Source organism: Streptococcus mitis, from assembly GCF_002096735.1.
Taxonomy (GTDB): Bacteria; Bacillota; Bacilli; order Lactobacillales; family Streptococcaceae; genus Streptococcus; species Streptococcus mitis_CZ.
This window is the reverse complement of sequence record NZ_NCVC01000017.1, coordinates 245,064-258,923: the sequence shown is the minus strand read 5'-3', so window position 1 is coordinate 258,923 and position 13,860 is coordinate 245,064. Positions and strand designations below refer to the sequence as shown.

Sequence of the window (13,860 nt, the reverse complement as noted above, 5' to 3'; positions counted from 1 at the left end):
ACTATGTTTACCTGCTAAATCCTGAGCAAATTGATTTAACTTACCACATATATTACTGATTTGGAGTTTTGAACTACTCTCAGAAAAACATGCTATAGAATAATTCCTAATCCCTAATAGTTACTATTAGGGTAGATGATAACTTATCATCTACATTTCATATTCTACAAAACAAATATCAGAAAAATATCAGAATTTCTGATTTCTAGGTAATTTTTTTGATTCCAGATTATCGTATTGTCATATACTATAGTAGATTGAAGTTAGAATAGTACGCCGCAACTGCTAAAACATTTCTAGAAATGAATTTGACTTTCTTAATAGATTTGTTCATATCTTATTTTAATCTACTATAATTTCCATAAGAAGTCTGTATTATTTAGATTATTATTATTCTATATCATTACTTGAGGGTAAACATGGTATAATTAGAATATATTTTAAAAGGAGAGACAATTATGAAATATAAAGTCCTAGTCATAGATGATGATATTGCCATTTTAAGACTTATTCAAAATGTTCTAGAGAATAAAAACTTTGTCGTCGATACGCGGACTGCTATTCCAGAAATTGATATCTGTCATTTTATCGGCTATGATTTAATTATTTTAGATATTATGATGCCCCACGATGGAATTGAAATCTGTAAGTATATCCGAGAATTTATTTCTGTTCCAATCATATTTTTAACAGCCAAAAATTTAGAAGAGGATATTGTATATGGTATACAGTCCGGTGCAGATGACTATATTACAAAACCATTTAGCATACCTGAACTAGTAACTAGAGTACAGATGCATATCCGTCGAGAAGTGCGCAATAATCATTCTAGTGAGATTCTACAATTTGGACCTCTGGCAATTGATAAAACTAAAGAAGAACTTAGAATTTCGGATATACATATTCCAACTACAAAAAGAGAATTCCAATTAATTTTGTTGCTTTCCAGCAATCCAAATAGAATATTTTCAAATGACGAACTCTTTGATTATCTTTACCCTCATGATTCTGAAACACTGGGAAGGTCTATTACAGAGTATGTATACCAAATCAGGCAAAAATTAAAACCTTATGAAATTAATCCAATTAAAACAATCTGGGGAGGTGGTTATCAGTGGATAACGCTCTGACTTTTAACCAACTGATTAAACAAACATATTTTAAGATTTTAAGACAATTTCTTATTAGTCTTTTTCTATTTTATTTACTACCATTGTTATTTACTGCTTTTACTAATATTACTGAAAAAAATGCAGGTGCATTTACTATCTATTTCAGCACGATTTCTTGGATTTATATTAGTCTAATTTTATTTTCTATTATTGCTAAAAATATTAGCAACCTTCTAGAAAAGATAAAGCAAGAAACAAATATTGTTTATAATCAAAGTCTATTGGTTGATATAAATGAACAAGCCCCAGCTAAATTAACTTTGATTGAACTGATTGAAACAAGACAAAAAATTCAGGAAATGCAGTCAACGATTAAAAAAATGATTCAATCTGAAAAACAGCAAAAAAAGGAATTGATGTTTCAAGTCTCAGCTGCAGCACATGATTTGAAGACACCTTTAACAATTATTCAAGGAAATGCTCAATTTTTACAATCTATGGATATTACTGGAAATATTGGTCAATGTTTAGGAGATATCGAAATTGCTAGCCAACAACTTAATAGATACTTTAATCAGCTAATTAATTACTCTAAAACATTCTATAATGATAGTTCTAATTGGGAGAGTTTCTCTTCGGATTACTTACTTGAATTATTTGAACAAGAAATTAAGTTAATTACTGATAAAAAGGCTAAAATCCAATTTTCCAATAATCTACCAATCACTATTAATTTAACACTTAATTTAAACCTATTCCTACGAGCAATCCTAAATATTATTAATAATGCAATTGACCATTCCAAAAGTAATTCTCCATTAATAAGAGTAGACTATAAGTTAATAGATAATAAATTTTATATTTCCATATGGAATAGCAATTCTTCATTTTCGGAGAATATACTCGAGAAATATGGGTTACTATACTTTCAAGACAAACAGGCAACAAATTCAGAGCAAGGAAGTCATTTCGGAATTGGATTAGCATTTGTTAATCGGGTAGCGAAAATTCATGGCGGAGAAGTAAATTTGAGTAATTTTGAGAACGGTGCTCTTGTCACTATTTGTATACCAGTCTAGTCTTTAGTTATCAAATATTTTATACCACTATGTCAATTATAGAGATTAGTCCATCAAAATATTCTCTTGAAATTTTGGATTAGGATTATTAGTAGTAATATTTAACATTTTTACAAATTCTTCCAATATTCTAATCAGTCTTTCATACTCATAAAGATAATGACCTAGCTCCTCTTGTAATACTCTTATTTCTTCAGTCACTTGCTCTAGTGTAATTGATTCTGTTAAATTTAGTTTTGAAAAGTCATACCTTGCTAGTTTTCGACTATTTGGATCTTCACTCTTCAAATTGATAAGCACTTCCGCCATCTTGTTTAAGGTGGCGATTTTTTCATTTGTTTGAGTCAGTTTGATGTCTAGCTCTGCTATTTCTGCAACCAGTTCGTCTTTGATGTCCTGGTATTTTTTGTCTGTCTCTGTCAACTCAATCAAGAGATTAATCTCAGAAATCTTTTCTTGAAGTCGATCAACAGTCGGTCTTCTGTATGGTATTACTCGACTATCGTTGGTTAACTGTCTAATCAAGGTTCGCCCTTTAATATACTGATTCTTATCCGAATGTTCTTTGTTATAGACAAAATATGAGGTTGTCTCTCGGATATAGACTTTATATTTTTTCTGATTGTCTTCTTCAATAATATCTAGCTGATAATTAGGAATGAAAATAAGACCGCTCTGTTTGACACCGAAAGCCACCTTGATATAGACGCCCTCATCAACTAGCTTCTCAATTTGATGTTCTGCAAGTTCCACTTCAAATTCGTGAATGGCATCTCGTTTTTCCTTAAATGTCTCAAAGGCTTCCTCAATCTCTTCAGTGGATACTTTATCCTTATCTCGTTCTTCTTGGAAAGCATGGTACTGTTCCTGTAAATTCTCTAATCCTTCTGAAGCAATGACTTCCTTATTTTTAAAATAATCTTGAAAAAATTTGACATCATATAATTTCTTATCACTTATTTTTTGATGACCCAAACTTATCTTTTGATTATCTTCTTCCAGGATAAAAGTTACATTTTTTTGTTTTAAGTCAATGGTTAGATTCAATTCTTTTGCTTTTGTTATTAACTCTTCTAAAGAATTGACACGGTTCAACAAAAATTCTAAACGACTTTCAATCTCTTGCTTAGCAAAATGCGTTCTAAAAAATTCTTCATCATATAGATCTCGTTTGCTGAGTTGGCGTCCTCGAATTGGTTTTATCATCGTTCTATCTGTCATCAAAAAACGGCTATGCTTTTGACTAAAATCAATCTGAACATGCAACTGCCTTGCTTTCTCTAAAAAATCATCAAACGATTTAGATTGCTGCAGCAAAAAATAAAGACGTTGCTTTAATTCAAATTTATGACTAGACTGCCTATATTTTTGATAGTCACGGTAAGAAAAACTCTTCTCAATAATTTTCGCCCCAGCCACTTTAGAAATACGGTCTGAAATCATACGGAGGTTTCGTTCCAAGGCATAGTTCCATGTCAACTTTTTATCTGAATTGCGGTCAATAGCGTTGATTAGGATGTGATTATGAACATGATCTTTGTCTGTGTGAGTTGCTACGATGAACTTAAAACGACCTCCTGTCAATTCCATCATGGTCTCATAACCAATGCGGTTAATTTCTTCAGGTGTTAGATTATCATCAGGAGAAAATGATTGGATCAGATGGTGGGCAGGAATATTTTATTGGTGTTTTTCTTGTCGGTCATTTCTGTATTCGTACAACTTGTCGTTATTGGTAAAGTTGACATTGTACATTTCTACCATCTCTTCATAGCTAGGAAAATCTAAGTAATTGCTCATACCAAAATCAGATACTAATTTCAAATTGTCCGCTTTATCAGGATTGAGGATATACTTAATTAAACGCCTACGATATTTTTTTCCGTGTGTCGCAAAATGCTTAGTGACTACCATGAAACTCCTTCAATCTTTTCACTTCCACTTGAAATTCTTTCTCCACTTCCTTGACCAACTCTCCGACTCCTTTACTCAGTTTTTATAACTGTTCCTGGCAAATAGTGTCTATGAATTCTGTTGAAATGGTACTTGTTCCGTTTTTATAACAGCTAAGGGCTATTGCCTAAAATTTATACAATTCGAGCAAATCTGTTTTTGTCAGGCCATGTGTCTTTCGTATAATTTTATATTGTTACCAATTATAGTATGCTCCTTTTACTTGATAACACTATTATAACATTTAAAAATAAAAAAACATGTTCTAAATTAATAGAAAGTATAATTCTAAAATTAGAATTTTTCGTGATAATCCTATAAAATGCTACTTTTCTAATAAACTTGTACTTATTTCCTTCAAACTACACAATTCTCTAGTTGTTGTAAGTTTGTAATTGACTCAAAAGTATTCGATATAATTTCAAAACAGTATTTTAATTTATAGTTGGCCAATATCATCTAATTTTAACTAAAAAATCATTATACAAATCAAACAACTAAAAATGAATTTATGGTATACTAGTGATAATAAATAGTTATCGGTAGGAGAGATATATTTTGGATAGAAAAAGTTTTATTACAAAAATAAGTGACTCTTTTAATGATGGAGAATTATCATTATTTTTAGGTGCAGGAAGTAGTTTAGATGCTCATTTTCCAACTTGGAAAGAACTTCTAACCCCATGTGCCGAAAAATTAGGACTCGATATTAGTAGTATCACAGACTATTTTCAACTTGCTCAATATTTTATTAATGAGTATAGTGAGCGAGAATTATATTCACTAATAAATCATAAAATTAACAAATTTGATTATGAAAGCGAACTAATAAAAATAATTGTCCAAATTGGTTTCAAATCAATTTGGACAACTAATTTTGATAAAGTAATAGAGAAGAATTTTGAGTATCAAAAAATAAATATTAATAGTATTCATGATGAACAAGACTTAGGTTCTGTTAGTTTGAAAAATAGAGTAAATATATTCAAGCTTAACGGAGATATAGGTAGTATTTCAAAAATTGTTATTTCAAAATCTGATATTGAAAACTATTACCTTAATCATGAGTTATTTTTAAGTTTTTTTCAAAGAGAGTTAGTCACTAATACTTTTTTATTTATTGGTTATAGTTTTACTGATGATATCGTTCTAAAATCTATTCAAAAGCTACACAGTTACATAGGTAAGAATAATAAAGCATTCTATACAATTATGATAGATAAGCCTGGGGATAAAAATTTTCAACTTTTTATAGATGATTTAGGAAAAAGGTACAACATAAAAGTTTTGTTGGTCCAAACTCCCGAAGACATTAAAGAAATTTTGAGGGAAATAAAAGAAAAAACAATTAGTAAAAATATTTATATCTCAGGTAGTTTAGATGATGCACTAGAGGAGACTAGAGCCTATAACCTTTCGAAATCTTTAGTTGAAAAACTAATTGACGGAGGATACAATATAGTTACTGGATTTGGAAAGAACATTGGCTATTACATTTCCGGTTCCAGCATACAAAAACTTTACTCAATTAATGAGGCTAATATTGAAAAACGTTTAATTATGCGACCATTCGCTCACGATATGAGTTTAGATGAGGATACGTCTTATAGACGAAATCTGATATCGGATACAAAGTTTACCATTGTTATGTATGGTCAGGCAATCAATAGTAAAGGTGACATTGTCACTTCTAGGGGTGTTTGGGAAGAAATTAAAATTTCGAAAGAACAAGGAAATTATATCATTCCAATTGCTAGCACTGGATTTGCTGCAGCAGAGTTAGGGGAGAAAATAAAATCAAGTATAACTGAATACCCTTATTTAGAAAATTATATTGAGAAATTATGTTCGGAAAATAGTCCAGACAAACTAGCGGAATTAGTATTACATATTATTGAAGAAATATCCTTCAATTTTATTGATTAATACCAGTATAATTGATTCCATACAAGCTATTTCTTTTAAAGTTGGCTGAATATTAAATTTAACTTTATTAAAAATGAAGCTACTACTATAATATGAAATATTATCATTAATATTGTATTTTTCTAAACAATATAAAATCAATGTATACAGCATTGTGATTCTAATGCTAAAACAATTTTTATCAATATAATTATATTTATCAATAATAGCATTGATAAATTTATCTGTTGTTATATTTTCTAAAGTCAGTAGATTTTTTATTTCTACTGACTTTAATTGTTCGTATAGTAAACGTTTTAGTATATCAATTGATAAATCATAGGTTCCGCTAGAAATATCAAGTTTCATTTCTCCATATATATACTTAGAAATCCAATTGTATTTCTTAGGAATTTGGCTACTGGTTATCTCGCAAAGAATGGGAATGATTACTATTTCTTGATGTTTATCAATTTTGGTTTTAATTGCATCTAATTCTAACATTGCTCCTGTACTTTGAAATAATTGTGTTGAAATAAAAAGTAAAAATATCTTAGATTGTTCTACTCCCTCTTCAATATTGACATAGTCACCGTCATCTCCTAGATACAGTTTTTCATAATCGTACCACACTTCAATTCCTAAATTTTTTAAATGAAAATTTAGAGACTGAGCATAAACTAATCTATCTTTACCTGAAAAACAAAAAAATACCCTATCTTCCAAAATATATCTCTCCTACCGATAACTATTTATTATCGCTATACAAAGCACCCAAATAGGTTTATAATAGCATGATTATTGATAAAGGAGATTTTTATGGATTATAAACTTATTTCTACTTACTTAGATTATTGCAAAACTCATAAGCGTTTGAGTTCACACACAATTCGCGCTTATAAGAATGATCTTATGCAATTTTATAACTCAGACTATGATAATGTCGAATCCTATATAGAACACTTGACACAATCTAACATAAAAACGAATACATTAAGAAGAAAAATTGCTTGTATGAAGGTGTTTTATAACTATCTAAAATACCAGAACATGATTGAAGAGAACCCCTTCAATCAATTGCGTTTTCAATTTAGAACTGAAAAAATATTGCCTAAAACGATTCCGTATGACATTCTGAAAAGTATTTTTTTATATTTAGAGCAGAGAGTAGCTCTATCTAAAACTGATTATCAAAAACAACACGCTGAAAGAAATCTACTAATTATTTCACTTTTACTTTCAACAGGCATCAGAATTTCTGAACTTTGCCACATTCATCTCAAAGATATTAATCTTTCCAATAAGACACTCCATATTATAGGAAAGGGTAAGAAAGAACGTATCCTATTTTTAGGAGATCAAAAAACATTCAATTTATTAGAAACATATATAAATAAAACAAGAAATGAATCAAATGATTTCTTGTTTCCAGGGAAACATTCTCTTAAACCATTGTCAGAGCAAAGTGTACGTTTAGTTATAAAGAGAATCGTTGAACAAAATAGCTTATCTAAAACTATTACACCACATATGTTTAGACATAGCTTTGCGACAATGCTTCTAGATAATGATGTAGATATTCGATACATTCAACAAATTCTTGGACACAGTTCTATATCAATCACACAAATCTATACTCACGTATCTCATTCAAAACAAAAAGAAATACTTAGTTCTTTTAATCCTGTATCAGCGATTCGTTCTGAAATCGAATAAGAGAACTTTCCAAAGCCTACAGTTTAGTTCATCTAAAATTAATTTTTGTAGTTCGAATTTAGTTAATAGATTTTATGCTCAACAAAATCAAAAAACATATAAAACTTCACTTTGAATCAGCATTTATAATATATTCTGTATTTAAGAACTCCATAATTGTTTTTCTAAAATATATCTTTCAAATATCCTTAAATATAATAAAAAGAGATGGGCAAAATCTCAATTCCTGAAGAAAATGGAGTAAATCTTCCCACAAGAAAACGCATAATTTCTAGTTTTTCAACACCTGAGATTATGCGTTTTTTGGTTCTAAAAAATTTTCGCCCACCTTAATTAAACAACTAACAAAAGTTATAAGTAGACTATATTTTAAAATTTGTGTTCTAACAACTATTTCAATTAGTTAAATCTTTAAATCTTTCTTCTCCAGATTTAAGCATCTCTTTCTCTACCTGACTCCACTCCCCAAACAGTAACTCTTGAAGAATATCTGCTGCTGAAATTTTATCTTCTCTTGAATCATGTACACAACTTCTATCTCGTTGATAAATTTGAATTCTTTCAAAGATAGCTAGTTCTTCCAACTGTCGGGTATTATCAACTAGATGATTTACAATGAAATCATGATGTTCTTTTGGAGTTGCGCGTGCTTGATTTGGATTGATAGCGTACAGTTCTTCGTATCGAATAAGAGTGCTTAGATAGGATAGCTTAGGCTTTGTTGCAATTAAGGCTAATTGTACTTCATATCCCTTATTTTTCAAGAGTTGTGCTGTTTTCTTTGGAACATCAATTGTTCGTAAGGTTCCCTCTATCAAAAGATTGTATCCCAAATGACTCAATTCGGTTACTAAAGACTCTACCATTTTCCCTGCAAAATCTTTGGTGTATTCAACACTATCTTTGCCATATTCTTGCTGAAGATCTAAATAGTGTGGATGCTGAGAACGAAAACTATCGCCATCTATGATAACAATATTTCCTTGAAATTCCTTCTGTTTAATACGATGAATTGTAGTCTTACCAGCACCACTTTGTCCTCCAAGTAAAATCGCTATAGGTTGCTTACTGGACTTTTTTCCTCTTGTCAGTGAGCGAAGGTTCCTTGCTAAAGCCTGTTTAAATTGACTATCAGTATAATCTTGGATTCCCATTAGGCTACCATCCGTTTTTCAGATATCTCTAACATACGTTCAATTCCATCCAAATAGCCGCTATACCTCTCTATTTCATCAAAATTTTCTACTAAATAGATATTCGTATGAATCAAGTCAGATAGATCATCACTCATTAAAATCCAAGGATTAGATTCATCATCAATGCTAATTCCCTGGCTATCTTGATAACGATAGAGTCGAGATAATAGATTAGCTCCTCTTTCTTTCACAATTTCAATTTTTAAAGTCAATTCATAATCTTCAACAGGATTCAGCATTTTATCTTCTCCTACAATATCGACATAAGATACATTAAACTTCTGACAAATGATGTCTATTAATTCGGTAGAGACTGAACTCGTTCCATTTTCATAACGACTCAGACTATTTCGTGAAATACCTACAATCCGTGCAAATTCGGGTTGTGTTAAGTCATGTGTTTTACGTAAGGATTTTATGTTCTTTCCAATCATGGCAAACTCCTTTATTTTTCTAAATCCATTATAGCATAAAAAAGCAGAACGCACCAAAATTGGTGCGTTGTTTGTTGTTTTTCTAGCCTAAACTTTACTTCTAAAAAAGCCACCTTAAAGAGTCATTCTTTTTCGGTGGCTTTTCAAAATACTATACAATAAAATACTCTTGTTTAATTTTTGTAAGCAGGTTGTTAGCAACCGAAGTTACACCAACATGCATCAGTTCAGGATCAGAATAATCTAGATTACGAGCATAGCCTTCTGCAACAGTCTGAGCAATACGCTCATCCAATTTATAATTAGAGGCTTTTAATAGTGCTTGAAATAATTCTGAACTATATAGTTTAATATTATTTTCCAACGATACTACTGCCATTTTTGTAACTCCTCTCCTGTCTTTGATTGATAAACTTTCTCTATTTTCATTATATCACAAAAAGATTGGTTGTGAATGGATAATTGTTTAAAAGAATAGGGTTTTCTAAACTCAGCAAGCATTTCTTCTTTTGTAATTTCATTCTGACGAAAACGAGCTAAAGCTTGGGTTGGATTGTCATCAGTCTGAACACCATAGATAAAATCAAAATGGTGTTGTAATTCATCTGGATTTTCCCGATTTTGAACGACAAATTCCGCAAAATCTAAATCTGACTCTGACTTTTTATGTTTTGCAAAATAGTGACAATGATAGTCAGGGTTCTTAAAAATTTCTATAAAATTTGAAATACGAAATTCTACTATAATTCCTACTTCTTCTTCTGAGTCAAAAATATTATTATTAGAGGTGCTTCGATTTAATACTTCAACTTGCTTGTTAATAAATTTTCTAGCTTGTTCAAAGTCAGGCGTAATATAGAAACCAGGTCCAAAATCTAGCTCACTCCCTAAATTAAATTGAACATCGATTCCTTTTTTTAAGGATTCTAAATGTCGTAACAATGTCGCATGAAACCACTGCGTCTGACCTAGTTGCTTTTCCTGCTTGGTAGTCAACTCCAAAATATTTACTTCCTTCTCTAGTCTATACTAAAAGTATAACACAAGACTTTATTCAAGTAAAAGAAAATTTTATAAAACGATTCACTTCCTTCCATCTTTCCTAAATCTCTCTAAATTCTTCTCCAATTGTTCCTTATGAAGTTGATTCTTAGCTTCCTTTAATGTATCCTCCAAAGTTTCTTCTCTATAAGTTGCTTCTGTTTTTAGTTGTTCGGTTTCTTGATTTGGAGTGAAAATGATATCTAGCAGTCGGTCTATTTTTTCAAGATCTTGGACAGACATATCAGATAGTCGATGAATTAGCTTCTTAAATACATCACTATTGTCTTGTTTTTTCTTAAAAAGTTTTGTAAACATCTATAACCTCTCAAAAAAAGCAGCCTATCAGGACTGCTTAGTGTAATTCTGAAATCGCATCATAAATGGACTGCAATTTCTTATTGTCTTTATTCTTTGTGTCAATCAACGTATGTAGCTCTTCAATTTTCTTTTGACTACTTTGAATATCACTATTGTTATCCGCAATAAGTCTTTTAAGATGTTGCTGATAACTTGTAGTGATATCTGTCTCTTTTCCTGTTCTAACCTCTGTAATTTTGGGTTTAGAACTAGAATTTGATTCCGTCACAGGTGCTTGTTTTCGCTTTTGAAAAGCTGCTTCATAATTTACATCATTACCTCCTTGATGATTTCCAAATAAGGCCGCAATTTTATCTGGATCTTCTTGATTTTCTGATTTGCTTTCTAATGGTTGATTAAAATTCCAATCTTTTGTCATTCACTCATTTCATCCTCTCTAAATTCAGAATCATCGAATTGTCTTTCTTTGCCAAATGCATGGTCAAGAGCTTCTTCAAAACTCATGTGACTAATGCTTTGACGCCTTTTGAACGTCGCAAACATCGCTGTCTCTAGTTGCTCTTTATAAGCAGCTAGTTTTTCTGACTCTCTTGCTACCTTACTTTCTTGCCTAGTGACCTTTTCTTCTAAGCGTTCAATAATGGTCATATACGATCCTCCTTCATTTTAATATTAGCTAAAACATCTTGATTTTGTTATCACAATTCTAAACATTGAGAGGTTTGTCTTACTGGTTGATTCCTCAATGTCTCTTTTGCATTCTCAAGCATAAATTGTAAATCTGATTTGTTTTCTCGAAGAATATCGTTCCAGTCTCGTTTTTCTTTCCCAGATTCATTATCAGGTAAATCCAGAAAAACAGGAAATCCTGATTGAGATAACTTATCAGAAAAATCTTTACCTGCATCATCACAATCTACCGCAAGTGTCAATAAATCAGGATGATTATCAAAATAGGTAGTGGTATCACGAATTGTATTGAACAAAGGCAATAACTTTGAAGGTATTACTGTATCCAAAAATTCCAACTTCTGATTTTCTTCAGCTATCAGTCGTAAAGTTTGATAAGCAACAACAGACCTTTTTAATCCTTCCATAGATACCAAGCGAACATCTGATAGACTTTGTTGATGAAGTTCGTAATAGCTCATCAAGTCGATGAACGATTCACAAAAGACCAGTCTATTTGGTTTACCAATGTCAAAGGATATTCCAATATGTCCATGGCTTCCTTTTAGAATCGTTTTTAACCTCTCTCTAGAAAGAGCGGGATTCTTATAAATCCCTTGTAAGCTTGCTGCCTGCAGTTTGTGACGATGATCAAAGCTTTTAAAAACAATAACAGGTTCAACAGTTTCATTTGTTTTCCAACTAGCTTGTGCTATCAAACCTTGTTGAATTATCTTTTCTATGATTTCTTCTGAGATTCCTCTACATTTTGTTAAGTAATATCTGGCCAGACTACAGTTAGAATCTTCTATTCTCTTTAAAGGATAATAAAAAGGTCTCTCTCTTTTTTCTTGAACAGCTTCTTTTTTAAAAGGTTCTTCAGAAAGAAAGCCTAGAGCTTCTTTAAAAGAAATTCCTTTAACAAGTCGAACAAAATCAATGACATCACCTTGAATATCTCTTGAAAACCATTTAAAAGTATTGGTAGTTGAAAAAATCCGAAATGAATCGTGTTCAGAATGCTCATAGACACTGTTCGAAACTTGTTTAAAGGAGATACCTAAACGATTGGCTACATCAAGAATTGAAATTTGCTTACATTCTTCTATTTCCATGCAATATCATCATTTTGTTGTAGTATTTGGCAGTGATGGAACAGATGAGGATTCTTCCAAAGTTTTGGGAGTCGCCTTATCCAAATCATCTAACCCAGATTTCCAAACCTGCACTTGATTGACCAATAACTTACCTGGTAGTTTCGAATAAGACAACTTAACCGTTCTGGTTTCTGTCTGATTGGTCTTTGATTGGTTGGCATTCTTTAAATCAGATACATAGGTTACATTATAAGAGACCATGGCAATGGCTTGATTCGTAGTCTGATTGACAAAGATATCAGCTTTTTCAAAATGATAATCCAAAATATAATCCTTATACACTTGGTTCATGGCATCGTTTTGACTTGACAATTCTTGAGAATAAGCCGATTCAGTCATATAAGGTTGAATACGTGTGTTATTTTCTCCGAGCTTTTCTTTCGTATAGTACTGAGTCAAAAATTCTTTTACAGTATCCGATGACAAAATGGTAGCTTTATCTTCTGCTTGTTTGTCCTCTACAAGTTTAGCTGCAGCCAATTCGATTTCTTTGCGACTTTGTTTAGCAGTTGAGTGTTGACCAGCAGTATATCCCATCATGAGAATAAAGCTAGTTGCAGCCACTGCTCCAACACTAATTAAGGCTTTAGTTTTGACTTTATTTAACATCTTAGACCTTCTTTCTATAAAAACTAGGTCAAGAATAACAAAAAGAACTTGTAAGTTTTATCACATCACAACGAAAGGTAATTCCTACATTTCAGGCGCAAAATCGTACAGTTCAGAGAAAAATATCAAAACCAGCTGTCTTCAGCTTATAATATAAACATGAACAAATTAAAAGAAGAAAATTTGAGAAGAGCTCTTTCTCATATTGAACGACATAAACAAGCAATAAATACAAGTAATAATAGTGAGGATAATGATTTTCATAAATTATTACTCCAATTTAGCTATGATGTATATGAAAGAATCAAGGCAAATAAAAAACCTTATCCGAATTTAGATTCAGATAAAGTTTTTTAACCATCTAACAAGTTTACATACTTTCCTTAGTTTTGGAGTTTATGAAACGCCAACTGAATCCTAGAACCAACATCAGATTGATGAAAAGGTACACAGCCGTAAAACTAGTTAAACCATGTTGTCTGATATCATCAAAGTATAAAGTAGGTTCAGTAAAGAACAAATAAATTCCATAACCCTCCACGAAAATAAGAAAACTGACAAAACCAATAAGGAAAAGTCCACTGGCAATAAGAAAGAGTCTCCATAAAAGAATGAGAATTCCTCCTACTGCTAAAAAAATTACTGGGACAAGGAGTAAATCATTCATG

General features: G+C 31.2%; 16 protein-coding genes and 2 pseudogenes. 5 read left to right on the top strand and 13 right to left on the bottom strand.

The annotated features are described in order from the left end of the window. The first annotated feature begins 458 nt into the window (after window positions 1-458). Window positions 459-1,130, top strand: a complete 672-nt coding sequence (locus tag B7703_RS08330; RefSeq protein WP_084924414.1) for a response regulator transcription factor — start codon at window positions 459-461, stop codon at window positions 1,128-1,130. Continuing rightward, on the top strand, window positions 1,115-2,191 hold the full coding sequence (locus tag B7703_RS08325) for a sensor histidine kinase (protein WP_049544690.1): 1,077 nt from the start codon (window positions 1,115-1,117) through the stop codon (window positions 2,189-2,191). The genes B7703_RS08330 and B7703_RS08325 overlap by 16 nt, the downstream gene beginning before the upstream one ends. A gap of 45 nt (window positions 2,192-2,236) precedes the next feature. On the opposite strand, the pseudogene B7703_RS08320 reads toward B7703_RS08325, so the two are convergent. Together B7703_RS08320 and B7703_RS09860 are read right to left on the bottom strand one after the other, a co-directional pair. Beyond that, window positions 2,237-4,105 (bottom strand): annotated as a pseudogene (locus B7703_RS08320) (SAG1250 family conjugative relaxase). Then, window positions 4,092-4,187, bottom strand: a pseudogene (locus B7703_RS09860) (plasmid mobilization relaxosome protein MobC); the annotation flags it as partial. The pseudogenes B7703_RS08320 and B7703_RS09860, both read right to left, overlap by 14 nt. 515 nt (window positions 4,188-4,702) lie before the next feature. On the opposite strand from B7703_RS09860, the gene B7703_RS08315 reads away from it, so the two are divergent. Beyond that, window positions 4,703-6,070 (top strand): SIR2 family protein, encoded by a 1,368-nt coding sequence (locus B7703_RS08315; RefSeq protein WP_084924412.1) that lies wholly within the window; start codon window positions 4,703-4,705, stop codon window positions 6,068-6,070. On the opposite strand, the gene B7703_RS08310 is transcribed toward B7703_RS08315, so the two are convergent. After that, complete coding sequence (locus tag B7703_RS08310; protein WP_158086036.1) at window positions 6,029-6,775, bottom strand: toll/interleukin-1 receptor domain-containing protein; 747 nt, start codon at window positions 6,773-6,775, stop codon at window positions 6,029-6,031. The two genes, B7703_RS08315 and B7703_RS08310, sit on opposite strands and share 42 nt — an antisense overlap. A 93-nt stretch (window positions 6,776-6,868) precedes the next feature. On the opposite strand from B7703_RS08310, the gene B7703_RS08305 reads away from it, so the two are divergent. Next, window positions 6,869-7,765 (top strand): tyrosine-type recombinase/integrase, encoded by an 897-nt coding sequence (locus B7703_RS08305; RefSeq protein ID WP_084924409.1) that lies wholly within the window; start codon window positions 6,869-6,871, stop codon window positions 7,763-7,765. Window positions 7,766-8,160: 395 nt separating this feature from the next. Here the strand turns inward: B7703_RS08305 and pezT are convergent, their stop codons facing one another. The 9 genes from pezT to B7703_RS08260 all read right to left on the bottom strand — a co-directional run bounded on the left by pezT (window position 8,161) and on the right by B7703_RS08260 (window position 13,192). After that, window positions 8,161-8,919 carry a type II toxin-antitoxin system toxin PezT gene (gene pezT / locus B7703_RS08300; RefSeq protein WP_084924408.1) on the bottom strand — a complete coding sequence of 253 codons (759 nt, stop codon included), beginning with the start codon at window positions 8,917-8,919 and terminating at the stop codon, window positions 8,161-8,163. Then, window positions 8,919-9,395, bottom strand: a complete 477-nt coding sequence (pezA, locus tag B7703_RS08295) for a type II toxin-antitoxin system antitoxin PezA (RefSeq protein WP_020903357.1) — start codon at window positions 9,393-9,395, stop codon at window positions 8,919-8,921. Before pezA ends, pezT begins: the two co-directional genes overlap by 1 nt. Before the next feature lie 151 nt (window positions 9,396-9,546). Beyond that, window positions 9,547-9,774 carry a hypothetical protein gene (locus B7703_RS08290; RefSeq protein ID WP_000301902.1) on the bottom strand — a complete coding sequence of 76 codons (228 nt, stop codon included), beginning with the start codon at window positions 9,772-9,774 and terminating at the stop codon, window positions 9,547-9,549. Next, window positions 9,765-10,397, bottom strand: coding sequence for a DUF3990 domain-containing protein (locus tag B7703_RS08285; protein WP_084924406.1), 633 nt, complete (start codon window positions 10,395-10,397; stop codon window positions 9,765-9,767). The genes B7703_RS08290 and B7703_RS08285 overlap by 10 nt, the downstream gene beginning before the upstream one ends. An 81-nt stretch (window positions 10,398-10,478) precedes the next feature. Next, window positions 10,479-10,754 (bottom strand): hypothetical protein, encoded by a 276-nt coding sequence (locus B7703_RS08280; protein WP_084924405.1) that lies wholly within the window; start codon window positions 10,752-10,754, stop codon window positions 10,479-10,481. A gap of 37 nt (window positions 10,755-10,791) precedes the next feature. Further along, a complete protein-coding gene (locus B7703_RS08275; protein ID WP_024057778.1) occupies window positions 10,792-11,175 on the bottom strand; it encodes a DUF5945 family protein in 384 nt (127 codons plus the stop codon). Next, on the bottom strand, window positions 11,172-11,405 hold the full coding sequence (locus B7703_RS08270; RefSeq protein WP_084924403.1) for a DUF5965 family protein: 234 nt from the start codon (window positions 11,403-11,405) through the stop codon (window positions 11,172-11,174). The genes B7703_RS08275 and B7703_RS08270 overlap by 4 nt, the downstream gene beginning before the upstream one ends. A gap of 50 nt (window positions 11,406-11,455) precedes the next feature. After that, window positions 11,456-12,541 carry a thioredoxin domain-containing protein gene (locus B7703_RS08265; protein ID WP_084924402.1) on the bottom strand — a complete coding sequence of 362 codons (1,086 nt, stop codon included), beginning with the start codon at window positions 12,539-12,541 and terminating at the stop codon, window positions 11,456-11,458. Window positions 12,542-12,550: 9 nt separating this feature from the next. Continuing rightward, window positions 12,551-13,192, bottom strand: coding sequence for a hypothetical protein (locus tag B7703_RS08260; protein WP_049544676.1), 642 nt, complete (start codon window positions 13,190-13,192; stop codon window positions 12,551-12,553). Window positions 13,193-13,351: 159 nt separating this feature from the next. On the opposite strand from B7703_RS08260, the gene B7703_RS08255 reads away from it, so the two are divergent. Continuing rightward, a complete protein-coding gene (locus tag B7703_RS08255; RefSeq protein WP_001841477.1) occupies window positions 13,352-13,549 on the top strand; it encodes a hypothetical protein in 198 nt (65 codons plus the stop codon). 13 nt (window positions 13,550-13,562) lie between these two features. On the opposite strand, the gene B7703_RS08250 is transcribed toward B7703_RS08255, so the two are convergent. Then, window positions 13,563-13,859 (bottom strand): DUF5966 family protein, encoded by a 297-nt coding sequence (locus B7703_RS08250; RefSeq protein ID WP_049544667.1) that lies wholly within the window; start codon window positions 13,857-13,859, stop codon window positions 13,563-13,565. Between the last annotated feature and the right edge of the window lies 1 nt (window position 13,860).